The sequence below is a fragment of the Devosia yakushimensis genome (genome assembly GCF_030159855.1).
Lineage (GTDB): Bacteria > Pseudomonadota > Alphaproteobacteria > Rhizobiales > Devosiaceae > Devosia > Devosia yakushimensis.
This window is the reverse complement of sequence record NZ_BSNG01000001.1, coordinates 510,977-536,431: the sequence shown is the minus strand read 5'-3', so window position 1 is coordinate 536,431 and position 25,455 is coordinate 510,977. Positions and strand designations below refer to the sequence as shown.

Genomic DNA, 25,455 nt, shown 5'->3' with positions numbered 1-25,455 from the left:
GTCAGAGCGAGGCCGTGATGCCGCCATCGACATAGAGCGTGTGCCCATTGACGAAGCTGGATGCCGGCGACGCGAGAAAAACACAGGCGCCGACCAGTTCTTCCACATTGCCCCAACGCCCAGCCGGCGTGCGCTTCTCGAGCCAGGCCGAAAAATCCTTGTCGGCGACAAGAGCCGCATTGAGCGGAGTGTCGAAATAGCCCGGAGCGATGGCATTGCATTGGAGCCCGTATTTCGCCCAGTCGGTGCACATTCCCTTGGTGAGATTGCCCACGGCGCCCTTGGTCGCCGTATAGGGCGCGATCGAGGGGCGAGCCAGCGCGGTCTGGACGCTGGCAATGTTGATGATCTTGCCGGAGCCGCGTCCGATCATGTGGCGGGCACAGGCCTGGCCGACATTGAAGACACTGGCCACATTGGTTTGCAGCAGCATGGCGAAGGCGTCGGCCGGAAAATCCTCGAGGGGCGCCCGGAACTGCATGCCGGCATTGTTGACGAGAATGTCGATGGCGCCCGTGCTCGCCTCGAACGCGTCGATCGCCGCGCGGGCGGCGGCGTGGTCGGTCACATCGAAGGCGATCGTCGTAGCCCCGGGGACGTCCTTGGCGGCGGCGGCAAGCTTGGATTCATCGCGACCGTTGAGCACCACCGCGGCGCCGGCCTCAGCCAGGCCCTTGGCCAGCGCCAGCCCAATCCCCTGCGAGGACCCGGTGACCAAGGCACGGCGGCCGGTGAGATCAAAAATCTGCATTGCATGCTCCTCGAACGAAACGGGCTCGACAAACACCGTTTCCTCTGTTTTGTTATCGATAACATTTCCTGTCAAGCCAAAAGCTGAGTGCCGATGACCAAGCCGCATATTCTCCAGATGGGCCCCTATCCTGAATGGGACCAGGTGCCGCTCGACGGCCAATTTACCGTCCACCGCTATTTCGAGACAGAGGACAAAGCAGGCCTTCTTGCCAGGGTTGGTGGCGATATCCGCGGCATTGCGACCCGTGGTGAACTGGGTGCCAGTGCCGAGACCATTGCCGCCTGTCCAAATCTCGAAGTGATCAGTGTTTATGGTGTTGGCTATGACGCGGTGAACCTCGAGGCCTGCCGCGCCCGCAGCATTCGCGTCACCAATACGCCGGACGTGTTGACCAAGGATGTCGCCGATCTCGGTGTCGCGATGATGCTGACCCAGTCACGCGGCATGATTGGCGCGGAGAGCTGGGTGCGCGACGGATCATGGGCCACCAATGGGCTCTACCCCCTCAGGAGCCGCGTCTGGGGCAAGCGCGCGGGCGTGCTGGGCCTCGGCCGCATTGGCTTCGAAGTGGCCAAACGCCTTCACGGCTTTGATCTCGAAATCTCCTATAGCGACGTTTCCGCCAAGGATTTTGCGGCGGCCTCCTGGCGCTTCGTGGCAGACCCCGTGGCGCTGGCCCGGGATGTCGACTTCCTCTTCGTCACGCTCGCCGCTTCGGCTGAAACGCGCCACATCGTTGGTGAAAAGGTGATCTCTGCGCTTGGTCCACAGGGCATGCTGGTCAACATTTCCCGCGCCTCCAATATCGATGAAGAAGCCCTCCTCACGGCCCTTGAAAACAGAACGCTCGGTTCAGCGGCGCTCGACGTTTTCGAGGGCGAGCCCAAGCTCAATCCACGCTTCCTCGCTCTCGACAATGTGCTGCTGCAACCCCACCACGCCTCGGGTACTTTTGAAACCCGCAAGGCCATGGGCCAACTGATGCGCGACAATCTTGCGGCTCACTTTGCGGGCCGCGATCTCCTCACCCCGGTGCTCTGATGAAAGCCATTGTCATTCATGCCGCCAAGGATCTTCGTGTCGAGGATCGTCCGGTTGAAAAACCGGGTCCCGGCGAAGTTTCGCTGCGCCTTGCAACTGGCGGCGTCTGCGGTTCGGACCTGCACTACTACCACCATGGCGGCTTCGGCACGGTTCGCCTGCGCGAGCCAATGGTGCTAGGCCACGAGGTTTCGGCCTATGTGGAGGGGCTTGGCGAAGGTGTGACGGGGCTGGAGCGTGGTCAATTGGTGGCCGTCTCCCCTTCTCGGCCCTGCGGCACCTGCCGCTATTGCCAGCAAGGCATGCAAAATCAGTGCCTCAATATGCGCTTTTACGGCTCCGCCATGCCGTTCCCGCACATTCAGGGGGCGTTTCGCGAACAGCTTGTCGCCATGGCCAGCCAATGCGTACCGGCTGACGGTCTCAGCGCGGGCGAGGCCGCCATGGCGGAACCGCTTGCCGTGACCCTTCATGCAACCCGTCGCGCTGGTCAGCTTTTCGGCAAGCGCGTTCTCGTTACCGGTTGCGGACCGATCGGCATGCTGTCGATCCTCGCAGCCCGTCGTGCCGGCGCCATCGAGATCGTTGCCACCGACCTTTCGGACTTCACGCTGGCCATTGCCAAGGCCGCTGGTGCCGATCGCGTCATCAATACCGGCAAGGAACCAGATGGCCTGGCGCCCTATGGCGCTGACAAGGGCTATTTTGATGTACTCTATGAGTGCTCGGGCGCCGCTCCGGCCCTTGCCTCCGGCATCGGCGCTCTGCGTCCCCGTGGCATCATCCTGCAACTGGGTCTGGGGGGCGACATGACCATTCCCATGCAGGCGATCACCGCCAAGGAACTCGACCTGCGCGGATCGTTCCGGTTCCACGAAGAGTTTGCCATCGGCGTCGAACTGATGCGCAAGAGGCTGATCGACGTGAAGCCGCTGATTACCCATTCGGTACCGCTCGCCGACGCAGAAACGGCCTTCAAGCTGGCATCGGACCGGTCTTCGGCCATGAAAGCGCAGATCGTCTTCGCGACGGCCTGAGCCCTGTGCTGACCCGCGACGTCCGCGGGTCAGTCCCCCGGCATGTCGATCGGTGCAGCACCCCGGCTGGGGCGAAATACGCGGACAAATTCCTGCACGATGATGCGCTCTGCCTCGGACAGCTCACGATCGGCAGAAAAGATAACCGAAAGCGCGCCAGAAACTTCTTCCTGGCGGATGGGCACGGCCACGAGGTTGCCGGCCTCGATATCCGCACGCACCGAAGAGGCCGGCAGGATGGTGCAGAGAGGCGCCTGCCGCACCATTGCGATGGCGAGGGCGAGCGAGCCAACCTCGATCACCGATTTTACGCGAAGCGAACGCTCCCGTGCCGCATCGGCAAAGCTCTGGTGGATGCTGAGATGGTGGCGGCCCAGAACCAGAGGCAAAGCAACGGCGTCTTCCAGCCTGAACTCCTTGCGCCCGCCAAAGTTGATCGTGGGATTGCCGATGACGCAGAGCGGCTCCGTGGGGCCCAGGCTGATGCGCGCAACCTGGGAATGCACCATGCCGACCAGGGCCAGGTTGAGATCTCCCGAACGCACGCGTTCATGCAGCATGGTGTTGGAGCTTTCGACAATCTGCAGCTGCCAATCCGGATGCCGGCTATAGATGCGCGTCATGACATGGGCGATCTTTTCGGTGAGCGCGCTGTCATGACCGGAGCTGGGAAGCGTGCCGATGGTCACCCTGGCCTCGGAATGGGCCGCGATGTCATATGCCTTGCGGATAATCCAGTCCTGGCGCTCTTCAATACCCACCGTCTGCGTCCGAACCTCCTGGCCGAACGGAGAAAGCGTGGCCCCCTCCTCCGTGCGCAAAAGCAGCGGCACCCCGATTGCCTCTTCCATCTGGCTGATATGCTTGGATGCAGAAGATTGAGCCGTATTGGCGACGCGCGCGGCGGCCGAAATGCTGCCGGTCTGGGCCACGAGATTGAAGAAATGGATCTGGCGCGTCGTCAAAAGTGGCGTGAAGACTGCGCTTTGTTCCTCGATCAAGTTGCGCCGCATCACATCAAGGAATGCCTTGCCATATCGCCCCGCGGCACCACTGGCCTCGCCATAGAGCGAGGACACGAAGCGAGGCGAAAAGGGGGCTTCCACATGCCGCGTCAGGCCCAGGCGGCGCGGCATCAGATTTGCTGGCATCAGCAAACGGAGCTGCGGGTGGTCGCGCAGAATCGCCGAAACCTGGTTCGGCTCTTCATCGCGATAGCGTAGACGATCGGCAAAGCCACGCTCGGTGGCAAAAACGGTCATAGCATCAAGGATTTCCCGGCGCATGCGCAGCAGCGTAACATGCTCTTCGGGATGGAACGCATCCACACGGCTGCCCTTGCTGCCCACGATGATCCAGGGATCGTCGTAAAGGCGCAGTGCACCGGGGCCGGTGTTGACAGCGTCACCGTAGAAAATTCGAAGATGCCCGGACTTGTCGGGCAGTTTCTCGGAGCCAGCGAGCCCTGTCGGATCCCCGATATCGTCATCGTCGAGGCCGGCAAAGTGCCAGTCGACCAGAAGTTCGGGAAAGATCGCGATCATTTGCTGTGCGGTCCGCAGCAGCGCTTTCGACACCCGGCCGATGGCGAAGTTCAGGTCGAGTTCGATGGAGAGCTTGATGAGGCGGCGGCCAGGCTTGTTGTGAGCTTCGCGGGCATGCTGCTCAAGATAGAGCAGATGCGAACCGCTGCGAAACAGCCAGAAGGCCGATGGCAGGAGATCGAGCCCACCACTGCGGCGCTCGAACAGCCTGAGGCCCAGTCTCTCCTCGAGGCCGTGGAGGGCGATGCTGAGCGCGGGCGGGGTCTGGCCAAGGTCCTTTGCCGCATCGGCAAGGCGGGACGACTGGCAGGCGAGAACAAACTTTGAAAGCAGCGAAAGTTCGAGCCCGACCTTGTCCATGAGGGGCAGCATAGGCCTGGCCATATATCTACTCAAGCAGGCCAAAGCTCCGGCCGAACCCGCAGCAGGCCAAGCTGCGGGTCCGCGAGGCGCCCTCTAGTTCAACGCACCAATGGCGATTTCGGCGGCAGCGAGGACGCCGCCATCGTTCAGCAACTTGATCATCGGGACGATCTGATCCTGCATGTAGCCATCCTGCTCCTGCAGCGGCACCACGTCGGCAACCGCGTCGTAGATCGCTTGGGTACCCTTGCCGAGGGCGAACTGGCCGAGCGCATCACGGGTCAGGAAGATCGCCTTGGTGGCAAGGAGGCATTCGACGGCGACAATCTTGGGCATATTGCTCAAGACCTGCTGCGCCTTGCGGCAGGACCAGGCGGCCATCGACACGTGGTCTTCCTGGCTCGACTTGGTCGGGATGGTATCGGCGACCGAGGGGAAGGCGAGCGTCTTGTTTTCCGAGGCGACGGCGGCAGCGGCGGTCGAGAGAATGCCATAGCCATAGTTGAGGCCGATGGGGCGGCCGGCCAGGTTGGGCGGCAAGCCGTAGTTCAGCGTCGTGTCGCAGAGCGCGAAGAGGCGGCGCTCGGAGATATTGCCGATCTCGATCAGCGCGATGGCGAGGATGTCCATGGCGAAAGCAATGGGTTCGCAGTGGAAATTGCCGCCCGAGAGGAATTCGAGCGCGCCGGCTTCGTTCCAGAACACCAGCGGATTGTCGGTAGCCGCGTTCAGTTCACGGGTCATCAGCGTCTTGGCGTGCTCGAGCTGGTCGCGGCACGAGCCGTGAACCTGCGGCAGGCAACGGAAGGAATACTGGTCCTGAATGCGCGGGTGGAAAGTCGGATGCAGGATATCGTCTTCAAGACGAACGGCCCGCGAGGATTCCGAGGTGCGGCGCGAGCCCTTGATCATGCGACGCACGTTTTCGGCAATGGCAATCTGGCCCGGCTGCTTGCGCACTTCATGAATGCGCGCATCGAACGCGGCCTGCTCGCCACGAATGGCTTCAAGGCTGAGCGCACCGATTGCATCGACGGTCTTCATGAGCTGCTCGGCATCCCACAGTGTCAGCGAACCCATGCCGGCGCAGAGGCTGTTGCCATTGATGAGAGCCAGACAATCCTTTGCCTTGAGGTCGAACTTGGTCGGCGAGATCCCGGCAAGTTCGAGCGCCTTGGGCGCGGACATGCGCTCACCCTTGAACCAGGCCTCGGCCTTTTCGTAACCGATCAGCACCGACACCATGTGGGCAAGCGGGGCGAGATCGCCCGAGGCGCCAACCGATCCCTGGATGGGCACAACCGGGTGTACTCCGCAATTGAGCATTGCAACGAGACGATCGACGACCTCGATACGCAGGCCCGAGACGCCGACGCAGAAGGCATTGATGCGCACCGCCATCATGGCGCGCACGATTTCCTCCGAAGCCGGATCGCCCAGGCCCGAGCAGTGCGACAACACGATATTCATCTGGAACTGCTCGTTGTCGGCCTGGTTGATCTTGTAATCCTTGAGCTTGCCGACGCCGGTATTGAAGCCATAAGTGGCCGGGGCGTTTTCGGTCAGCCAGTTCTCTTCGATATAGGCGCGCTTCCTGACGATTTCGGCGCGGGCTTCAGGGGCCAGCTCGACCTTGACGCCTTCGCGGGCGATGCGGACGACCTGCTCGATGGTGAGGCTGTTGCCGTCGAGGACTATGGTGCTCATTGTTCTATTCCTTGGAGGGAGGCGCCTGGCGCCAATGGTCAGGCCGCCGGGGCAAGCGGCCGCTGATCGAGGGTTGAAAGGGTCAGCGCCAGAACGTCAGCGGCGCGGGCGATGGCTTCGGTATCGGTCCATTCTTCGGGGGCATGGCTGATGCCACCCTTGGAGGGCACGAAAATCATGGCGGCCGGGGCAATGCGCGCGACAAAGGCCGCGTCGTGGCCGGCGCCAGAGGCGAGTGGGCGCGTGGCAAGGCCGTGGACTTCGGCGGCCTCGCCAATGAGCTTTTGCAGCCTGATATCGCAGGCCACAGCAAAGGTGCGGCTCAGCCGTTCCGCCGCCGCTACACGGCAGCCCTCGGCAGTCGCGGCCTGTAGGGCCAGCATGTCGATAGCCATGAGATAGTCATCCATGGCCGCATTATTCTCGGCGCGAACATCGACGATGGCTTCGGCCGCGCCCGGCACGACATTAGCCCCGTTGGGCTCGAGCCTCACGACGCCGATAGTGGCGGTAAAATGCCCCCTGCTCTTATTGGCTTCGGCGCGCGCCGTATCGCGCAGCGACAGCATCAGCCGCGCCATGGCCATGCCAGCGTCGGCGCGCATCGCCATGGGCACGGTGCCGGCGTGGCCCGCCTCGCCTTCGAGACGCAGGCGGACGCGGGCAATGCCGGCAATACCGCTCACAATGCCGAGGGGAATATCCTCAGCTTCGAGAACAGGGCCTTGTTCGATGTGAATTTCGACAAAGGCGCCGACATCGCTGCGAACTGAATTGGCAATCCCGTCCGGCACGCCGCCCATTCGGATGATGGCGGTATCCAGGCGTTCGCCGTCCGGACCAATCATCGCGAAATGCTCGCCATTGAGCGCACCGACCATGCCGCGGCTGCCAATGCAGGAAAGGCCCCATTCGCTGGGCTCTTCGGCGAGGAAATCGACGAGATCGATGCTGTGCTCCGGCTGGTAACCGGCAAGACGCAAGGCGCGAATGGCGGCAAGGCCGGCGAGAATACCGGCGATGCCATCAAAACGTCCGCCGCTTGGCACGGTGTCGCTGTGCGACCCGGTCATCAGCACCGGAGCGCCGGAATTGCTTCCTGCCCAACGGCCAACGAGATTGCCGGCGGCGTCGATATGCGTCGTCAGACCTGCTTCGGCGAAGCGCTGCGCAAGATAGTCCCGTCCCTTGAGGAATATCGGCGTGAAAGACCGGCGCGTCCAGGGCCTGCCGGGTTCGGTCAGTGCAGCAAGGGCGTCGAAATCCCGCTGCAACTGCTCCCGATCCACCTTCAGTGGGACATTTGAACCCAAGGCGTTCATGCCGCAGCACTTACGTTGGCCGACGCAACGCGGTTCGGCTTGACGAAGCGGCCGGTGCCAGGCTGGGCGAGAACATTGGTGCCGTCAAAGACCATTTCGCCGCGCAGGAAGGTTGCGACGGGAGCGTGGCGGATCAAGCGGCCTTCGTAAGGGCTCCAATCCACGATGTTATGGCCACTGGCAGACGGATCATAGTGGCGCGGACGTTCGGTGAAGACGGCAAAGTCGGCATCGAGGCCGAGGCCGAAACCACCCTTCTGGTCAGCTATGCGGAAGAGGCGCGCCGGATTGGCGGCAAGCAGCTTTGCCGCATGCGTCAGCGACAGGTTGCGATCGGTCAGGCCATCGAGCAGCAGGCTGGGCAGGACTTCAAGGCCCGGCATCCCCGACGCGTTTTCCAGCATGACTGGCGACGACTTGCGCTCAAGCCCCCAGGAAACGTGATCGGTCGAGACAATGGTGATGTGACCGGCGGCGAGGTGTTTCCAGAGCTTTTCGCGTTCGGCGGCCGAGCGGATCGGCGGATTGCACTTGGCCCGGCCGAGCAGGCGCGACACATCCTCTTCCTCGCTGCAGACGAGATAATGGATGCAGGCTTCAATGGTCGCATCGACACGCTGGGCACGATAGGCCTCGGCGAGCTCGTAACCCCGGCCGACCGAGCAATGCACGATATGGGCCGAGGCCCCGGTGGCCTGCGCGATCTCGTAGACTTCGGCAACGGCAAGGGTTTCGGCGATGGCCGGCCGGCTCTCGCCATGGGTGCGATAGTCGGTGCGGCCGGTTGCCATGATGGCTTGGCTCCACACTTTTACGCATTCGTCGTTCTCATTGTGGACGCCGGCGATCAGCCCGGTTTTTGCGACCTCGGCAAAGGCCGCATGGAGCAGTGGCGTCGGGATACGCGGAAAGCGATTGGGGTCGGTATCAAACGTCGAGAATTTGAAGGCCGCAGCGCCGGCCTCGGCCATCTCGGCGATATGTACCGGGCCTTCGGAGGGGCGAATAGTGCCATAAAGCGCAAAATCAACGCGCGCCTGTTCGCCAGCACTGCGGGCCTTTTCGCGGATCATGTCGCCGGTCGAGATCAGCAGGCCGGCATCATAGGGCATGTCGACAATGGTCGTGACGCCGCCAGCGGCAGCCGAACGGGTCGACCAAACAAAATCTTCCTGATCCTTTTGCGAGCGTGAATGCACCTGGCCGTCGATGACACCCGGCAGCACGATGGCATTGCCGAAATCGTGCACATCCTTGGCGGCCGGAACCTGGCCCGAGCCGAGAAGCGCAATCTTGCCGTTCCGCACGGCCGCAAAGCCACGCTCGACAATGCCGGCTTCGCCAACGAACCTGCCCTGGATTACCGTATCGAAATCACTCATCGTCTTTTCTCCCCGTCAATCCAGCACCGCGACAGGCAAGACCTGCGCGTCATAGGCGAGATTGAAAGTCTTCAGGAATTCAGTGGCGGCCGTGGCGGCAACGCCGCGCATGGCCAGATACAAAAGCGCGGTGCTTTCGCCATTCGCGGCGGGTGGCGGGAAAGCTTCGGCGAGGCGCTGCACATGGAGCCGTTCGGCCTCGAGTTCGAGCCGCTTGACGTCGTCGCGCAGTCCGGCTTCTGAAGGAGCCGTGAAACGCCCCTTCATTGCTTGCCGCGCGTGACGCAGTGGCTGGATGACGATGCCCCGCCAGTCCTCGCTCTCGACGATCAGCGCTTCAAGACCGGCCCGCCCGACGCCGTGTCCAGCCCTGTCGGCAATGCAGAGCAACAGCAGCAGCGGCACATCGGCAGCATATTTTTCCTGCATATCGAGGCATGCACGCCCGAGCGCAGCATCCCGATAGGCGGCACACATGTCCGGCCAGACGCGACGAAGAAATGCGAGGCCCGTCATCTCGGCTTCCTCACGCTGCCATGCCCGGCGCGGGCTCATCGTGCGGATGATGGCACGCCACCATCTGGCCACGCGGTGCCGGCTGGAGTGTCGGAACGTTTTGGGCACAAACCTCGCTCGCCCGCGGGCACCGGCTGCGGAAGGCACAACCACCCTCTGGACGATTGCGCGATGGCATGACCGTGCGCTTGCCATCGGGCTCGATCTTGTGGGTGGCATCGACCACCGGGACGGCTTCGAGCAGGGTTCGGGTATAGGGATGAGCGGGGCGCTCATAGATCTGCGGCCCGGTGCCGATCTCCACGATCCGCCCCATATAGAGAACAGCGACGCGATCGCTCACGTTCTTCACCACGGCAAGGTCGTGCGAGATGAAGATCAGCGCCAGATTGCGGCTTTCCCGGATGTCCTGCAGCAGGTTGATGACCTGCGCCTGCACCGATACGTCGAGCGACGCGACCGGCTCGTCGCAGACGATGAGTTCGGGCTCGACGGCAAGCGAACGGGCGATGGCGATGCGCTGGCACTGCCCGCCTGAAAACTGGTGCGGCCTGCGGCCGGCGACACTCGCGGGATCGAAGCCGACGGCGGAGAGGGCCGCCTCAACGCGCGATTTGCGCTCGCTCGCCGGCCTGCCCTGAATGACAAGGCCTTCAGCCACGATGTCTTCCACGTTGCGGCGCGGATTGAACGAGGACAAAGGGTCCTGAAAAATCATCTGCAACCGATCGCGCATGTGGCGCATATCGGCGTTGGAAAGCGTATTGAGATAGGTCTTCTTGTAGCGGACATCGCCTTCGGCCTTGGTATTGGCGTCGGGCAGAAGGCGCAGGATGGCGCGGCCGATCGTGGTCTTGCCGCTGCCGCTTTCCCCCACAAGGCCAAGGGTTTCGCCGGCCGCCACGGTGAAGGACACATCGTCGACGGCCTTCATCTGCTTGCCGCCGCGAGAAAAGCTCACCGAGAGATTGCGGACCTCAAGGATCATGTCGTCGTTCGGTTCGATATCACTCGACATGGGCAGAATCCGAAGATGCCGGGCGGGCGATTTCCGCGAGCGGGAAGTGGCAGGCGAAGCGATGGCCTGGATGCACGCCCGGGGCCATGGCGGGCATGACTTCATGGCACTTGGCCTGGGCCGAGGCGCAGCGCGGCGCGAAGGGGCAGCCGGTAGGGCGATTGGCCAGGTTGGGCGGCTGGCCCGGAATGGTGCGCAGCCGGGTATGAGCGGGCTGATCCATGGCCGGCATGGCCGAGAGAAGTGCCTCGGTATAGCGATGGCGCGGATTGCGGAAAACTTCCGAGGTCGGGCCATATTCGACGACATTGCCGCCATAGAGCACCAGGATCTCGTCGGTCCGGCCCGCGACAACACCGAGATTGTGCGACACCAGGATCATCGACATCTGCCGCTCGGTCTGGATGGTCTGCAGCAGGTCGAGCACTTCCTTCTGCACGGTCACATCGAGCGCCGTGGTCGCTTCGTCCGCGATGAGCACGTCCGGCTGACAGATCAGGGCTGCGGCGATCATGATGCGCTGCTTCATGCCGCCCGAGAACTGGTGCGGATAATAGTCGTAGCAATCCTCGGGGTCGGGAATGCCGACGAAGGACAAGAGCTCGATGGAGCGAGCCCGAGCTTCGGTCTTGCTCAAGCCGAGATGGATGCAACCGGCTTCCTCGATCTGCCGTCCGATCTGCACGAAGGGATTGAGCGAGCTCATCGGGTTCTGGAAGACGATGCCGACCTTGCGACCGATCAGCTTGGCGCGCTGTTTCGGTTTGAGCGAGGACAGGTCCTGCCCATCCAGCTCGATCTTGCCGATCGTGCGCAAACCACGGGGCGCAATGCCCATGATCGCCTTGATCAGCATGGATTTGCCGGCCCCCGATTCACCGACAATGCCAAGGGCACGACGAGTATCGAGGCTGAAATTGATGTCCTGCAGGATCTGCAACGGACCCGAAACAGAGTCCATCTCGCAGGTCATGGCCGTGCACGAGAGGACCGGCTGGGAGGCAAGCGTAGCGTCCATTTCAGCTCTCCCGCTCACGATTGTTGAGCCGTTGGGCGAGATAGTCGCCGATAGTGTTGAAGGCATAGACCGTCAGGACAATGGCGAGGACGGGCCCGACAATCAGCACCGGGAAGCGGCTCAGCAGGTCGGTCGAGCTGGCGATCATGCCGCCCCAGCTCGGCGCCGGCGCCGGAATGCCATAGCCGAGGAAGCTCAACGAGCCTTCGGTGATGATGAGGCCGGCCATGAGGGTGGGCATGACGGCGGTGAGCGCCGGGATGAGATTGGGCAGGATTTCCTTGAGCAGGATACGCCCGTCAGTGGCGCCCATCGCGCGAGCCGCCAGCACATAATCGCGATTGGACTGCGAGATGACGCCGGCCTTGGCGACGCGGGCATAGGTACCGATATCGAAAATGCCCAGCACGACGATGATGGTCACGACCGAGGGGCCGGTAACGGCGACAAAGGCGAGCACAACCAGCGTTGAGGGCATGGCGGCCAGAGCATTGGCGAAGAGATCGACGCCACGCTCGAAAATGCCGCGATAATACCCTGCCAGCATGCCGAGCAGCAGCCCGGAAACGAGCGCGATAGTGGTCGAGATGGCCACGATCATCATCGATGTTCGCGCACCATGCAGCACGCGCGAGAAGATGCTGCGGCCGATATCGTCGGTGCCAAGAAGACCATTGAGCGACCATTCCGGCAATTGCGAGAAGTCGCCATAGGGCAGCTTTGGGCTGACAAGGCCGGGAACGAAGTCGACGAGCAATGCAACGAGAACGAGCAGCACGAGGAAGATCGCGGCCAGCATTTCGAATGGCGTGGCGCCGGGCAGCTTCAGCTTGCTCGACCACGGCATGGCGTGGCGGACGATGTCACCGAGCTTGGCATTCGGACCGGGCTTGAAGGCGGGCATGTTACCGATATCGGTCATGAGACTTTCACCCGCGGATCGATGAGTGCATAACCCAGGTCGACCAGCATGAAGACGATGACGAAGATCACTACGGTAAGCGACAGGATGGCCTGGACGAGCGGAATGTCGTGGCTCTTGACGGCGCTGAGGATGGTCCAGCCGATGCCGGGCACGGCAAAGTAGCTTTCGACCACGAAGGAGCCGGCAAGCATGTAGGTCAGTGACAGGCCCATGACCGTCAGGATCTGCGGCATGGCCGGGCGCAGGGCATGATTGAAGAGGATATAGGAGAGCGGCAGCCCCCTGGCGCGCGCCACCGCGATATAGTCTTCCTGCAGCGTCGCCACGAACTCGTTGCGCGCCACCCGATAGAGATAGGCGGTCTGGTGCAGGCTGAGGCACAATACCGGCAATGCCACATACCAGAGATTGGCCACCGGGTTCTCGGTAAGCTTTGCCCAGCCCGTCGCAGGAAACCAGCGCAACACCATGGCGAAGAGATAAGAAAACAGGACGACGATCACGAAGGTCGGCACGGCGAGGAGCACGGTCGACACCGAGCGCATGATCTTGTCGGTCAGCTTGTTGGGGTGGCTGGCGGTGTACATGGCAACCGGAATGCCGATCAGCGATACGGCCATGGCAAGGAAGGCAATTTCAAAGGTGACGGCCGCGCGCTCAAGCACCACGCCGAGGATCGGCTGTTGGCTGAACAGGGTCACGCCGAGGTCGCCGCGCAACAGGTCGCCGAGCCAACTCAAATAGCGCTGCCAGATCGGCAGATCGTAGCCATATTGGGCATTGAGCGCAGCGATCTGCTCGGGCGTTGCATAGTCGCCGAGGATCAATTGGGCAGCCGAGCCGGGGGCCAGGCTCGAAAGGGCAGTCGCGCTGAAGGTCACCAGCAGGAAAACCAGAATGCCGGTGAGCAATCGCGTCGATATGGCCCGCAAATAGGGCATTGCGCTGTTCAGCACGTCATTTCCCTTTCCTGTTCTGACGGTGAGCGGAGACCACCCACCGCCGCGGTTGCGTTACGGGGAAGGAGGCGGTCAGATGCGCTTCCACTCTTCTTCCGCGTCCATCCAGCCGATGTCGCGTTCAAGCAGGTTCCGCTGCTCTTCCCTTGTATAGCCGCCCATGTCGTGCTCGTCCGAGTAGCGGGTGCTCATGCTCTCGAAGACCTTGCGCCCATAGTCCATCATGCCGAACATCGAGCCCTTCTCGAGGTAGTGCATCGTGACGAGGTTGAAGCCCAGCGCGCCGATGTCTTCGAGTTCCACGAAAGGCTTGCCGTTGACGACGGCGATGTCGCCGAACATCTTCCAGCCCGGCAGTGCCTTGTTAACCTTCTGGCACTCTTCGAGGGTGCGCAGGCCGTGGACATAGGTCATCTCGGCACCAAGTTCCTCGGCCTTGACGCAACGCTCGATGGCGTCGTCGAGGCCCTTTTCGAGCTTGGACTCGGTGCGGGCGATCACCACGCAATCGGTGTCGGCGCAGGCATCGAGTGCGGCCTTGATCTTGGCCAGCCAAAGTTCCTGCGACACGACAGGATGATCGATATTGCCGTCGAGCTTGCCTTCCAGCGTCGCCTTTTCCATGGCGCGGCCGAAGCGGGCATAGCCACGCTCGTTCGGAGTGTCTTCAAGAAGGATCGCGGCAGCGCCGGCCTTGGCGAGGCGCCGGCAGGTGCGATAGGCCTGCGCCACGTCACCGAAGCAATCGTCGGCATCGATGATCAGCGGCAGTGGCGAATAGTCGGAGATGCGATCGGTGGCCCAGACCAGCTCTTCCTGGTTGTGCAGCCCCATATCCGGCACGCCCGACATGCTGAAGCCAAGCGAGGCACCGCTGAGCAGAATAGCCTCGAAACCGGCCATTTCGGCGGCCTTGGCGGAGTAGCAGTCCCATACGCAGGGAGTGAAGACCTGCTTCTCACCGAAGAGCTGGCGGAAGGTCTTTCTGGGGCGTTTGTCAAACATCGGGTTACCCTTTGGGTATCATGAGGCGGACGGGCATTGGCCAGGTCCAGGAAATCTGCGGTGCCACCGGACGCGACACCGCCCCGCCGGAGCGACCGGCGGGGCTTTGTGTCACGACCTATTCCGCGGCGCAGGCATCCTCACAGACGTAAAGATACTGCTTCTGCAGAATGCCGCCGTTGGACGGCACGATACCGCCGGTATTGTCGCGCAGCAGCAGGAAGCGGGTTTCCGAGCCGAAGATGTAGAGCGGCAGATCTTCGGCCACGACCTTCTGCACATTGGCATAGGCCGCCTTCACTTCGGTTTCGTCCATGGTCGCATTGGCCGCGGCCAGGAACCCGTCCATGGCTTCGCTCGAATACTGGCCCCAATTGTCGACGCCACCGGTCTTGAGAAGGTTCGAGATGATCGGCTCGGCACCATTGGCCACCAGCACGCCACCATCGACGCAGAGGTCGAAATTCACCTGCGTCTGGCACTGCGGCTTAAGCATGGCCTGATCGACGAGTTCGAGTTCGACCTCGACGTTTTCGTAGGCCGAGAGAACCTGCTGGACATAGGAGGAAAGACGCTTCAAGTCGGAGTTGGTATAGGTCACCAGCTTCATCTTGAACGGCTTGCCGTCGGCAGCCAGCTCGTTGAACAGCTCCTGAGCCTTGGCCGGGTCGTAGGTTGGAAGAGTGTAGGTTGGGTCGTAGAACGGCGAAGCCTGGGTGAAGTAGTTCGTGGGAATGACGTAGCCTTCGACCTGAGTATAGGCCTGCATCAGACGACCCGGATCGATCGCGTGGTAAAAGGCTTCGCGGGCGCGATGATCGGTGAACGTGCCGGCCTTCTGATTGAAGTAGGCTCGGTAGAGGCCGGGGATCGGGATCTCGTGGGTGGCAACGCCCGGTGCCTCGGCATTGGCGCCGAACTGGTAGGGATAGCCGGCCATCATGGTCGCGCCACCTTGCACCACCGTCGAGATACGGCTGTTGGTTTCAGGAATGATCGCGAATTTCAGCGTGTCCAGATAAGGACGCGGCTGATCCCAATAGTCCGGATTGCGCTTGAACGAGAGCGAAATGCCCTGGTCCCAGCTTTCAAAGAGGAAGGCACCGGCGCCAACTGGTTTGATGGCGGCCTTGTCGCTGCCGGCGGCCTCGAGAGCGGCAGGCGAACCCACAAAGGGGGCAGACTGGGCAAGAGTCGAACCGAAATTGCGGTTGGCGGTCGGCAGCGTGATTTCGATTGTCAGCGGATCGACGATCTTGACGCCGTCGATCCAGGACGAGACGAAGGGTTGAGCTGGGGCGAGCGTGTCTGGATTGGCGGTGCGCTTCCAGTTGTACGCCACCGCTTCGGCGTCATAGGGCGTGCCGTCAGTGAATTTTACCTCGGGGCGCAGCTTCAGCGTCCAGACCACAGCATCGTCGCTGGTGAGGCTTTCGGCCATGCCGCCCTGAACCTTGCCCTCGAGATCGACATAGACGAGGAAACCATAGACGGCATCAAGCTGGTCCATCGGACCGCCCGGGAATGTGCCCGAGGTGATGGCCGGGTCCCAGCTCTTGATGTCCGAGCCGGCGATGATAGTCATTTCGCCACCGCTTACGGCCTGTTCGTCAGCCTGGGCGAAAGCGGCGCTGGTTATGCCGGTCAGTACCGAGCTGCCGAGCAAAAGCGCAATGGCGGCGGCCCGGCCCATGCGGGCGGCGCTCGACTTGCGGGTAAACTGCATGAAGTTCATTTGTCTCTCCTTGTTGGCTCTCTTTTCCCGAAGAGAGCCTCGTTCCCTGGTTCTTCACTGGCTGAGCCAGCCAGCAGGCACGTCCCTAGCTGAGACCTCCTTCTTTCCATCGGCGCACGCTGGGGTGGTCGAAATCGAACTGGTCCAGCGCACGGCCCACCGTCTGGCTGACCAGATCGTCGAGCGTTTTCGGACGAGTGTAGAAGCTGGGCACAGGTGGCATGATAATCGCCCCGCTGCGCGTTGCCGTATCCATCAGGGCGATGTGACCGGCATGGAGCGGGGTCTCCCGCACCATCAGCACCAGCTTGCGTCGTTCCTTGAGGCAAACGTCGGCAGCGCGCGAAATCAGATCATCCGTGTAGCAATGGGCAACGGCGCTAAGAGTCTTGATTGAACAAGGAGCGATCAGCATGCCTTCGCATTTGAACGAGCCGGAGGCGACCGCTGCGCCGATATCCTTATGCGGGTAGCAGACATCCGCCAGCGCCCGAATGTCCTCGGCAGCGGTGGCAACACCCTCCTCTATCGCGGTCCGGATGCCGGCACTCGACATGATCAGATGCGTTTCCACATCCTCGATGTCGCGCAGCATCTCGAGCGCCCGCACGCCGTAGCAGGCACCGGAGGCCCCGGTAATCGCAACGATCATGCGGCGCTTCTTCATGGTTCAGCGCCCCTTGGCGCGGGCGAGTACACCGCGCATGCGTTCGTAGGACGCTTCCGGTGGGAGCGCTTTATCGAAGCCTTCCTTCCGGTCAGCCTGGCGGATGGTGGCGTCATAGCCGATCTTGGCGACCATGCCGCCCGCTTCCTGCGGCTCGGAACGATCGGCCGGCAGGTCGGCGACGATCAGAACGTCGCGTTCGGCGCGCATGCGGGTGGATTTGGCCAGTTCAACCGCTTCCGTATCCCAAGGGTCGACATCGCTGTCCACGATGGTGATGTTCTTGATGATGCTCACGGCACCCCAACAAATGGCCATGGCGCGGCGGGCCTGGCCAGGACGCGGATTATGGAGTTGCACCACGACATTGTTGCGGCCCGAACCGGATGCGGTCACGGCGACTTCGCCGACATTGAGGATGGAACGGGCGAGCTGCGCCCTGAGGCTGGCCGCAATGGGAATCGCACCGAGATAGATATGCTCGGCATGGTAGCCCGGCTCGATGACCTGGAACATGGCATCGGAGCGCCTGGTCATGCGGTGGAATGTCGCCAGCACGCCGACCCCGTAGTCTTCGTACATACCGTGGTACTCAGACACATAGCCTTCCTCGACGGGCTTATCCGCATGGATAAAACCTTCAAGGACAATCTCGGCATCGGCCGGCACCAGAATATCGTTGGTGAGGCATTTGGTGACGCGCACCGGTTCGCCGAGCAATGCGCCTGCGCAGTGCATTTCGTCGTCGCCAAGGCCAAGATAAAGGCAGGCGGCAAGCTGGATAGCCGGGTGGGCGCCCAGCACGACGGCGAAGGGCAGCGGCTTGCCCATGACGGCGGCCTTGCGGGCCATGATCGCAAGGTGATGGTTTGGCGCGATGCCGATCAGGGCCTCGTTCGGGGCTAATATCTTGAGGCGGGCATAGGAAGCATTGCCCAGCCCGGTTTCCGGGTCCACCGCAACCATCATGCCGGCGCTGATGTAAGGGCCGGTCTCCCTGGCAAAGAAGGTGGGGACTGGCAGGCGCGCAAGAACGCCATCGGCAAAGTCGAGCTGCTGTACCGGCGCATTTTCAACCACGACCGGCGGAATGGGCCTCTTCACCGAGCCAAGCAGCGTGTCCTGAATTTTGGCTGGTTCGACGCCGAGAGCCATTCCAATGCGCTCGCGATCAGACAGCAGATTACCAAAGGCCGGCATGTCCGAGCCCTTGAGGCGATTGGCCTGTACGGCCATGGTGTCGTGCGTCAGGGAGAGCAGAGCCGAAAGGTCGAAGACGGGATCGATCTCCTCGTCGACAACGAGCAAATCGTCTTGAGCGGCAAGCTGTGCGAGCATGGGGCGACAGGATTGGTCACGCAAATCCGTGGCTACGTCGTCCGCCTCAGCCGGAAAGGTCGTCAGAGTGTTCGCGGCTGAAGTGTGGGCCGACATCGGCAGACCTCGATGCTCAAGTGACTATTTGATAAGCATGCGCGGTGAAGAGAAAGCCGAGTAGCCACTTCCAGTTTATGAAGGATATCGTGTATTTTTAATTCGACAACTCAGCTGGAAGAACATCGGCGCAGATCAAAGATCGGTTGGTCACGCCTGGACTACACAACGATCCGGAAAACCGTTGCCGCGCCGGAAGCCGTCGGGTTCTTGGTCCGCTGAGTACACCCCCATGAGTTGGGCGCCACTGCTATCGCGCGGGCCCGTCCACTGATGCCATGGACAAGGTCATCCTGGGCCCAGGTGCTGATGGCCGGTGCTGGTCAAAACCCCGCCCGGCAGGCCGCGATCAAGGCCGACATCCCCAAATCGGCCACCGCCTTCGGCGTCAACCGGGTCTACGGCTCGGGCTTGCGCCCCGGCCCGAGGCATGCAGCAATGCCTCGGGCCTCAATGACGGCGCTGCCGCCCTCGTGTTGATGCATGAAGATGAAGCCCGCCCGCCGCGGATTGACCCCGATCGGTCCGCATCGCCAGCTGGGCCACAGCGGGCGTTGATCCCGTGATGCAGATCCTTCTGCCCGTCAGCCGGCCCGCGCCAGGATATCATTGGCCCCGCTGACCATTTCGGCGCCCCCTGCCTCGGGCGTTTTGGCGCCGAAGGCGATTTCCTGGCTGATGGTCCGCAACAGTGACAGATCGATTTCGCCCGCCGCGGCTGGTGGCGGTGGCGGAATATCACCAAGCAGATCGCCAAGATTGGCAAAGAAGTCCACGGTCTGCTTCTCAAGATCAGTGAGCCCGGTCACGATATGCTCGCGCGACGCCGCCGAGCAGGGAATACCGCGCTCCAGCCCCAACACGCTTGCCGCCTCCAGATCGTGGGTGAAGAAATTGGCCAGGTCCACCGCCTCGTCCTTGAGCGTGGACGTATTGGCCAATGTCCAGAGCATGGTGGGCTTGCGGTAATGCCCGCCTTTGCCGCCCGCCGCCACCAGCGGCATATTGGTCACCTTCAGCGTGTCCTGCACCAGAGCCTGATAGGCGATGAGCTCGTTGACCCCGGTTATCCCGGTCGCCGCCTTGCCCGACACCAGCATGCTGGTATCGATCGTGCCGGTGGAAAGCGCCTGGACATCGGCGGGCACGCAGACGCCCTTGCCCCGCAGGTCGGCCCATAGCGCAAACCATTCGCTGGCATCGGCCGCATCGAACGCCAGTGCCCCATCCGGCGTATAAAGAGCCTTGCCCCGCTGACGCAGCCAGTTCTCCAGGGCCGGTTCGTTCCCGGAAGCATCCATCAGCATGTGCATGCCCGCATTGGCGGCGTTGAAATCGCTGACCATGCCGGCAAGATCGGCATAGCTCGTCTCCGGCCCCGGCGCCGGCAGGCCAGCCCGCTCGAAGGCGCTGGCATTGACCTGAAGGCAGAATCCGCCCGCCCCCAGGCTGACGCCGTAAAGCTTGCCATCCACTTTGCCGGCCTCGACCTGGTCGGCATCGAAGTCGGAAACATCCAGCGCACCGCCAAGATAGCCATCCAGCGGCGCCAATGCACCGCGCCGCGCATATTCAACGATATAGCGGTAATCCATCTGGATCAGGTCCGGCGCATTGCCGCCGGCGGTGAGCGTTGCCACCTTGGCCCAATAATCGTTGAAACCCATAAACTCGCTGGCGACCGGCCCACCGCCGCGCGCCGCGCTGAACAGGTCGAAGACCTTGAACGTGCGTTCCGCGCGGGCCTGCCCGCCCCAAAAGATCGTGCGCAGCCCAGTCTCTTGGGCGCGGATAGCTGGCGCGAGCGCGGCCATGGCGCCCAGGGCAAGCCCATTCTTGATCAACTGCCGGCGATTTAGGTTCATTTCTTCTCCTCCTGTTTTTTGCCGTTATTGGCTTGCGCCCGGCGCCGGTCCTCCCCCGGCGTCGTGGCGAAGTATGATTTGTACTGGCGGGTAAAATACTGCGTGCTCGCATAGCCGAGCTGCGCGCTGATCTCCCCAATGCTCATGGTGGATGTCTGCAACAGGTTGCGTGCCTTGAGCAGCTTGGTGGATTTGACGAACCGCGCCGGGCTCACCCCATAGATGCGGCCGAAGGTGCGCGTGAAATGCGCCCGGCTCCGCAGCACCTGCCCGGCCAGGCCCGAAATGTCATCGAACTCCGCCGGCATTTCGAGCACCTTGTTGGCAAGCTCGATCACATCGCGATCCAGGCGCGATGTCGGCGCACTGGCCTGCTGCATTTGCCGGGCCGACAGCGCCAGCTCATCGAGCGCCGCCCGCAACAGCATGGCCGTGCGCGTGCCATTGTCCGCCATGCCCGCCAGCTCCGCCGCATGCAGTTGCACGATCTTGCGCGTCACCGCATCGACGAACAAAAAGTCCGCCGTCCAGCACCAGAGGGGCGGCAGCGGCGCGTCGCCGTCGCCATAGGCATAGTTGAGAAACGTCACGCCCAGCCGGTTGGCCGGATTGTGCCGTGCCTGATAGATGCCGTCCGGCCGCATGATCACGGTGACCCCCGGCATCAGCGCAATGGTCTGGCCATCGGGCGCAACCAATTCCCCCTCACCCGACCAGATGAACCACAGCCGGTAATTGTCGGTCTTGCTCGGGTCGGACACGAAGCTCCAGTTCGGCTCGCAGACCATGCGGCCGACAGGCGCCCGGAGCTCAACCCCGGGCGTGCCATCATGCAAAGCGTCGATGTGCTTGGGTTTCAGCAGGTTGCGCCGGCCCCTTCGCCGCCAAAGATCGCCAGCCGCTCTGCCGCGTCGGCCGGCTGGGCCTGCTGGTCCATATAGTGAAACTGCAAGGCCCGCCGCCGCTGCGCCGAATTGTTAGAAGGCGTGCCATGCGGCAAAAGCCCGTCGAAGAACATGCCGTCGCCCGGCTCGAGCGGGAAAGCCACCGATCTACGGCCCATCATATCGGTGTCGCAGATCTGCCAGTCGCGGCGGCGGAAATGGTGGATCGGCCCGGCCAGATGACCGCCATCGAGCACCTGCATACAGCCATTGGCAATGGTGGCTTCATCCACCGCGATCCACACGCCGACAATGCGCGTGCCCAACGGATAGTCAAAGAAGGCATGGTCCTGATGCCAGGGCTTTTCGCGGCCGCCCCGCGGTGGCTTGAGCAAGGCCATGTCCTGAAACAGCCGCACATCCCGCTCAAGCAAATGCCGGCAGATCGAGGTAATGCGCTCACCCAGTGCAATACTGGCCAGGCGCTCTTCATGCGGCACGAAATCGTAGAGCTTCCGCACCGCGTCATAGCGCTCTTCGGCGCTCATCGCCTCGATATTGCCGCTATGGCTCTTCTCGTAGGAAACCCCAGAGAACACCGGCACCCGGCCATAAATCAGATCGTCGATCGCGGCCTTGGCAGCGTCGAGTTCCCGCTGATCCAGCAGCCCCTTGACCGACAGCCAGCCGTGCTGACGATAGTGATCGCGCGATGGCGGCGTCAGCGCCTGGGCGATATCGATGCGCGGCGCGGTTTCCTGGGGGTCATAGAGCCCATCCTGATAGACCCCGCCCTGTTCCTGATCAAATTGCAGCATTGTCCATTTCCGTCAGCATCGGCCGCCATTACGGCGCCCCATGTCACGGATAATCGGGCGATTATGCGCAAATGCCTAGATCACGAAACCTGCGAAATTGTGCACGAAACGCGCATAGTGAGCGAGATCAATCGCCCGCCGGAGACTGCCCGGAAAAGACCAGGCGGAGATAATGTTCCCCCGAACGCACCACATGGTCGCGCATGGCCCGCTCGGCCGCATCCACCTGGCCTGCCGCGATAGTCTCGGCAATCAACCGGTGTTCGGCCAGCGCACGCGCCCGCTCATCGGGGTCTGAATGAATGATCCGCCGCGTACCCTCGTCGTAAAAACGCTGCCGCTCGATCAGCCGCGCCAAGTAGACACAGTGCGAGGCAACATGGATTTGCTCGTGGAACACTTCGTTGAGTTCGATCAGCCGGCCGGCATCGCCTGCCGAGCTGGCCTCGCTCATGGCCGCGATCGTTGCCTGCAGCGCCACCGCGCCTGGCCTGTCGATCCGCCGCGCCGCCAAATGCGCAATCATGGATTCGAGCGCGGCCCGCGCCAAGATCATCTCTTCGGCCCAGGTGCGGCTATAAAGCACGACTATGCCCCGGCGCGGCAGCGTCGAAATCAGCCCCTCGGTCTCCAGCTGTCGCAGCGCTTCCTTCAGCGGCGTCGTGCTCACGCCCAGCTCCTCGGCCAATTGCCGCTCATTGAGCTTTGCCTGCGGCGCAAAACGCCCCGACAGGATCGCCATGCGCAATGCCTTGTGCACGTGATCGCGCAGCGTCAGGCTGAGCTTGGGATCGAGCCGTTCCAGCCGCGTACCAACATGATCCTGCATGACAATTTCTCCGCAACAAGCCTGATTGGTATATCAAGTTTCAGCTTGTCTGGCACCATGCCATCCACCCACCGGGTTCACCCTCCCTTGCTGGGGAGGTCAGCTTTTCGCTAGCGAAAAGCGGGGGAGGAGTGGAGGGAGGCCCCGATCTAAGCCGGCGCCCATCCCTTATATTTCGGATGCCCCGCATCCAGTGGCAGCACGATATCGGTCCCGGTCTCGGAAGAATGATAGATCGCCGTCACCAGCTCCAGCGCCTGCCGTGCATCCTTCGTCGTCACCGGCAACGGCCCGCCACTGGTGATGGCCTGATGAAACAGCTTCAATTGCGTCGTATGCCGCGACGGCACGAATTGCCAATCGGCCAGCACCGCGTCGATCCGCGTGCCGATCTCGGGTGTCTTGGGAATGATCTGCCAATCCGCCGCGCCGGGCTGGTAGGGCGCATGATCGCTTTCAATGGTCAGGTTCTCAAATGCCAGCCGAATACGGGTCAACTGATCCGCCGACCCCAGCGTCGCCGTCAGCGATACCAGCGCCCCATTTTGCATGCGCAATGACGCCGACAGACAATCCTCGACCTCGATATCGTTGACGCGGGTATCCACCCGGCCGAACACCCGGTCCACCGGCCCCATGAGATAAGTCATCATGTCATGCGGATGGATGGCATGGGCCATCAGCACACCGCCCAGCTCGGTCTTCCATTTGCCGCGCCAGGGCACGGCATAATAATCCGGCCCGCGCCGCCAGAAGGTTTCGACCGTTCCGGCATAGGCCTTGCCGGCCAACCCGGCATCGATCACCGCCTTGGCCTTGGCCACCCCATTGCCATAGCGATATTGGAACACCGGCATCAGCCGCCCGACCGAACGCGCTTCTGCCGCCATGATCACATCGATCTCGGCCAGTGACCCCACCAGTGGTTTCTCGCAGACCACATGCTTGCCCGCCGCCAAAGCCGCCAGACTCTGTTCCAGATGCAGCCCCGGCGGGGTGCAGATGTCGATGACATCGAGCTCGGGCATGGCCAGCAGCGCCTCGAACGACGTCGTCCGCCCCGCAATGCCGAACTCATCGCCCACCGCGGCCAGCCGCTCGGTATTGAGATCGCAAAGCGCAACCACCTCGAACAAGTCGGCATTGGGCGCATAGCCCTCAACCAGATGGGTGCGGCCCGCGCCGCATCCGACGATCCCGACCTTAAGCTTGCGTGTGGCCATATCAAATCCAATTGTGCCATTGCGGTGCCCGGCCCGTCGCGAGCCGGACACCATCAGGCCTTTTAGCCGCGCGCGACGGCCTGCGCCATGCCGGTCACGAGATCGGCTGCGCCTTGCTCGGTCGATTTCGCCTCGAACGCCACTTCCTCGGCCACGCTCATCAGAACTGTGGTCCCCTCGCCCGCGCCCTGCGGAGGAGCGGGCGGCAACGTACCGATCACCGAAGCAATGCTGTCGAGATAGGTCAAAGCCGCCTGTGAGGGCTCATCCAGCGACGGCAGGATAGCCTGCCGCGTTTCCGGCGCTTCGGGCGCGCCGCGCTCGACGCCAAGGATTTGCATGGCCTCGGGATTGTTGATGAAGAAGTCGAGGAACTTGCCGGCCAGTTCGGGGTCCTTGGTCTGCGAACTCAGGCTGAAATACATCGAGGGCTTGAGATATTGTCCCGGCTTGCCGCCCTCGATCACCGGAATGCTGGTCATGCCCAGCCGGTCGGTATTGGCTTTCTGGTAGCTGACCAATTGGTTGGATTGGGCAATGCCCGTCGCGGCCTTACCCACGGTGACAACGCTGGTATCGACATTGCCCTGCGAGAGGGCCTGCACCTCTGCCGGCACGCAGGCCTTTGCCTTGCGCATCTCCGCCCAAAGATCGAGCCAGGCCTTGGCGTCGGTTTCGTCGAACCCCAGGCTGCCATCATTGGCATACACGGCCTTGCCGCGCTGGCGCAGATAGGTCTCGAACGAGGTCTCGTGCCCGCTGGCATCCTGCGTGCCATAAAAATCCGCGCGCTGCGTCTTGCCGCTGAACTGGGCGCAGAGATCGGCAAACTGCTCCCAGGTCGTGCCCACTGTCGGCGGCTCGATTCCGGCCTCTTCCCAGGCCGAAAGGTTGAGGATCACCGCACCGGTATTGGCGCCCAGGCTGATGCCATAGACCTTGCCGTCCACCCGGCCGACTTCGATGCGCTCTTCCGGCCAATTGGAGAGATCGATGGTCGAAGCCATCAGCTCGTCCAGCGGCAGCAGCACGCCGCGTCCGGCATATTCGAAGATATAGCGGTAATCCATCTGGATCACGTCGGGCGGATTGCCGCCCGCGGTCTGGGTGGCAAGCCACGTCCAGTAATCGCCCCCGCCCGGCAGGGTCTGCCCCTCGATTTCCACCCCGGCATTGGCCGCCTTGAACAGGTCGATGATCTTGTTGGTTCTTTCGGCCCGCTCGGCATTGCCCCACCAGCTCAGGCGCAACCGGCTCTCCTGGGCAAAAGCCCGGCCGCTTCCCACCAGGCCCGCCAGTGTCAGTGCAGAACTCGCGGCCAGAAAACTCCGTCTCGTTAGCATCTAGGGTTCCTCCTCCCCAATAAATGTGAAATCTGATATATCAAATTTACAATGCCGGTCAAGGCT

22 protein-coding genes and 2 pseudogenes are annotated in these 25,455 nt (G+C 62.4%); 4 read left to right on the top strand and 20 right to left on the bottom strand.

Annotated elements, in window-relative coordinates; genetic code table 11:
• Position 1: 1 nt before the first annotated feature.
• Positions 2–751 (bottom strand): SDR family oxidoreductase, encoded by a 750-nt coding sequence (locus QQL79_RS02500; protein WP_284387596.1) that lies wholly within the window; start codon positions 749–751, stop codon positions 2–4.
• 93 nt (positions 752–844) lie between these two features.
• Here QQL79_RS02500 and QQL79_RS02495 point away from each other — a divergent pair, with 93 nt between their 5' ends.
• Together QQL79_RS02495 and QQL79_RS02490 are read left to right on the top strand one after the other, a co-directional pair.
• On the top strand, positions 845–1,795 hold the full coding sequence (locus tag QQL79_RS02495) for a 2-hydroxyacid dehydrogenase (protein ID WP_284387594.1): 951 nt from the start codon (positions 845–847) through the stop codon (positions 1,793–1,795).
• The gene (locus tag QQL79_RS02490) at positions 1,795–2,832 is read left to right on the top strand and encodes an L-idonate 5-dehydrogenase (protein ID WP_284387593.1); all 1,038 of its coding nucleotides are present in this window, start codon (positions 1,795–1,797) and stop codon (positions 2,830–2,832) included. The genes QQL79_RS02495 and QQL79_RS02490 overlap by 1 nt, the downstream gene beginning before the upstream one ends.
• 29 nt (positions 2,833–2,861) lie before the next feature.
• On the opposite strand, the gene QQL79_RS02485 is transcribed toward QQL79_RS02490, so the two are convergent.
• The 13 genes from QQL79_RS02485 to QQL79_RS02425 form a co-directional block, all read right to left on the bottom strand.
• The gene (locus QQL79_RS02485; RefSeq protein WP_284387590.1) at positions 2,862–4,760 is read right to left on the bottom strand and encodes a LysR family transcriptional regulator; all 1,899 of its coding nucleotides are present in this window, start codon (positions 4,758–4,760) and stop codon (positions 2,862–2,864) included.
• 72 nt (positions 4,761–4,832) lie between these two features.
• Positions 4,833–6,446 carry an HAL/PAL/TAL family ammonia-lyase gene (locus tag QQL79_RS02480; protein WP_284387588.1) on the bottom strand — a complete coding sequence of 538 codons (1,614 nt, stop codon included), beginning with the start codon at positions 6,444–6,446 and terminating at the stop codon, positions 4,833–4,835.
• Between the two features lie 38 nt (positions 6,447–6,484).
• The gene (locus QQL79_RS02475; protein WP_284387586.1) at positions 6,485–7,759 is read right to left on the bottom strand and encodes a Zn-dependent hydrolase; all 1,275 of its coding nucleotides are present in this window, start codon (positions 7,757–7,759) and stop codon (positions 6,485–6,487) included.
• Between the two features lie 5 nt (positions 7,760–7,764).
• Entirely contained in the window at positions 7,765–9,150 is a 1,386-nt protein-coding gene (gene ertD / locus QQL79_RS02470) for a hydantoin-5-propionate amidohydrolase (RefSeq protein WP_284387584.1), read from the bottom strand.
• A 15-nt stretch (positions 9,151–9,165) separates the two neighbouring features.
• Positions 9,166–9,666, bottom strand: a complete 501-nt coding sequence (locus QQL79_RS02465; protein WP_284387582.1) for a TIGR02444 family protein — start codon at positions 9,664–9,666, stop codon at positions 9,166–9,168.
• A gap of 10 nt (positions 9,667–9,676) precedes the next feature.
• Entirely contained in the window at positions 9,677–10,684 is a 1,008-nt protein-coding gene (locus tag QQL79_RS02460) for an ABC transporter ATP-binding protein (RefSeq protein WP_284387580.1), read from the bottom strand.
• Entirely contained in the window at positions 10,674–11,702 is a 1,029-nt protein-coding gene (locus tag QQL79_RS02455; RefSeq protein WP_284387578.1) for an ABC transporter ATP-binding protein, read from the bottom strand. Before QQL79_RS02455 ends, QQL79_RS02460 begins: the two co-directional genes overlap by 11 nt.
• Position 11,703: 1 nt before the next feature.
• A complete protein-coding gene (locus QQL79_RS02450; RefSeq protein ID WP_284387575.1) occupies positions 11,704–12,624 on the bottom strand; it encodes an ABC transporter permease in 921 nt (306 codons plus the stop codon).
• Positions 12,621–13,568 (bottom strand): ABC transporter permease, encoded by a 948-nt coding sequence (locus tag QQL79_RS02445; protein ID WP_370461240.1) that lies wholly within the window; start codon positions 13,566–13,568, stop codon positions 12,621–12,623. The genes QQL79_RS02450 and QQL79_RS02445 overlap by 4 nt, the downstream gene beginning before the upstream one ends.
• Before the next feature lie 90 nt (positions 13,569–13,658).
• The gene (locus tag QQL79_RS02440) at positions 13,659–14,591 is read right to left on the bottom strand and encodes an isocitrate lyase/PEP mutase family protein (protein WP_284387571.1); all 933 of its coding nucleotides are present in this window, start codon (positions 14,589–14,591) and stop codon (positions 13,659–13,661) included.
• 118 nt (positions 14,592–14,709) lie between these two features.
• On the bottom strand, positions 14,710–16,326 hold the full coding sequence (locus QQL79_RS02435) for an ABC transporter substrate-binding protein (RefSeq protein ID WP_370461169.1): 1,617 nt from the start codon (positions 16,324–16,326) through the stop codon (positions 14,710–14,712).
• Positions 16,327–16,411: 85 nt separating this feature from the next.
• The gene (locus tag QQL79_RS02430; protein WP_284387569.1) at positions 16,412–16,993 is read right to left on the bottom strand and encodes a UbiX family flavin prenyltransferase; all 582 of its coding nucleotides are present in this window, start codon (positions 16,991–16,993) and stop codon (positions 16,412–16,414) included.
• A gap of 3 nt (positions 16,994–16,996) precedes the next feature.
• Positions 16,997–18,331 (bottom strand): UbiD family decarboxylase, encoded by a 1,335-nt coding sequence (locus tag QQL79_RS02425; protein WP_284387566.1) that lies wholly within the window; start codon positions 18,329–18,331, stop codon positions 16,997–16,999.
• 377 nt (positions 18,332–18,708) lie between these two features.
• On the opposite strand from QQL79_RS02425, the pseudogene QQL79_RS02420 reads away from it, so the two are divergent.
• A pseudogene (locus tag QQL79_RS02420) lies at positions 18,709–18,844 on the top strand (thiolase family protein); the annotation flags it as partial.
• Positions 18,845–18,861: 17 nt separating this feature from the next.
• Positions 18,862–19,025, top strand: a pseudogene (locus QQL79_RS22550) (acetyl-CoA C-acetyltransferase); the annotation flags it as partial.
• Here QQL79_RS22550 and QQL79_RS02415 read toward each other — a convergent pair.
• The 6 genes from QQL79_RS02415 to QQL79_RS02390 form a co-directional block, all read right to left on the bottom strand.
• Complete coding sequence (locus tag QQL79_RS02415; RefSeq protein WP_370461239.1) at positions 19,012–20,241, bottom strand: ABC transporter substrate-binding protein; 1,230 nt, start codon at positions 20,239–20,241, stop codon at positions 19,012–19,014. The pseudogene QQL79_RS22550 and the gene QQL79_RS02415 sit on opposite strands and share 14 nt — an antisense overlap.
• 47 nt (positions 20,242–20,288) lie before the next feature.
• On the bottom strand, positions 20,289–21,053 hold the full coding sequence (locus tag QQL79_RS02410; protein WP_284387563.1) for a helix-turn-helix domain-containing protein: 765 nt from the start codon (positions 21,051–21,053) through the stop codon (positions 20,289–20,291).
• Between the two features lie 95 nt (positions 21,054–21,148).
• A complete protein-coding gene (locus tag QQL79_RS02405; RefSeq protein ID WP_284387559.1) occupies positions 21,149–21,994 on the bottom strand; it encodes a phytanoyl-CoA dioxygenase family protein in 846 nt (281 codons plus the stop codon).
• A 127-nt stretch (positions 21,995–22,121) separates the two neighbouring features.
• The gene (locus tag QQL79_RS02400) at positions 22,122–22,823 is read right to left on the bottom strand and encodes a GntR family transcriptional regulator (protein ID WP_284387557.1); all 702 of its coding nucleotides are present in this window, start codon (positions 22,821–22,823) and stop codon (positions 22,122–22,124) included.
• 149 nt (positions 22,824–22,972) lie between these two features.
• Positions 22,973–24,046: a Gfo/Idh/MocA family protein gene (locus QQL79_RS02395; RefSeq protein WP_284387555.1), complete on the bottom strand. Its 1,074-nt coding sequence runs from the start codon at positions 24,044–24,046 to the stop codon at positions 22,973–22,975.
• Positions 24,047–24,108: 62 nt separating this feature from the next.
• The gene (locus QQL79_RS02390; RefSeq protein WP_284387554.1) at positions 24,109–25,389 is read right to left on the bottom strand and encodes an ABC transporter substrate-binding protein; all 1,281 of its coding nucleotides are present in this window, start codon (positions 25,387–25,389) and stop codon (positions 24,109–24,111) included.
• Positions 25,390–25,455 lie beyond the last annotated feature (66 nt).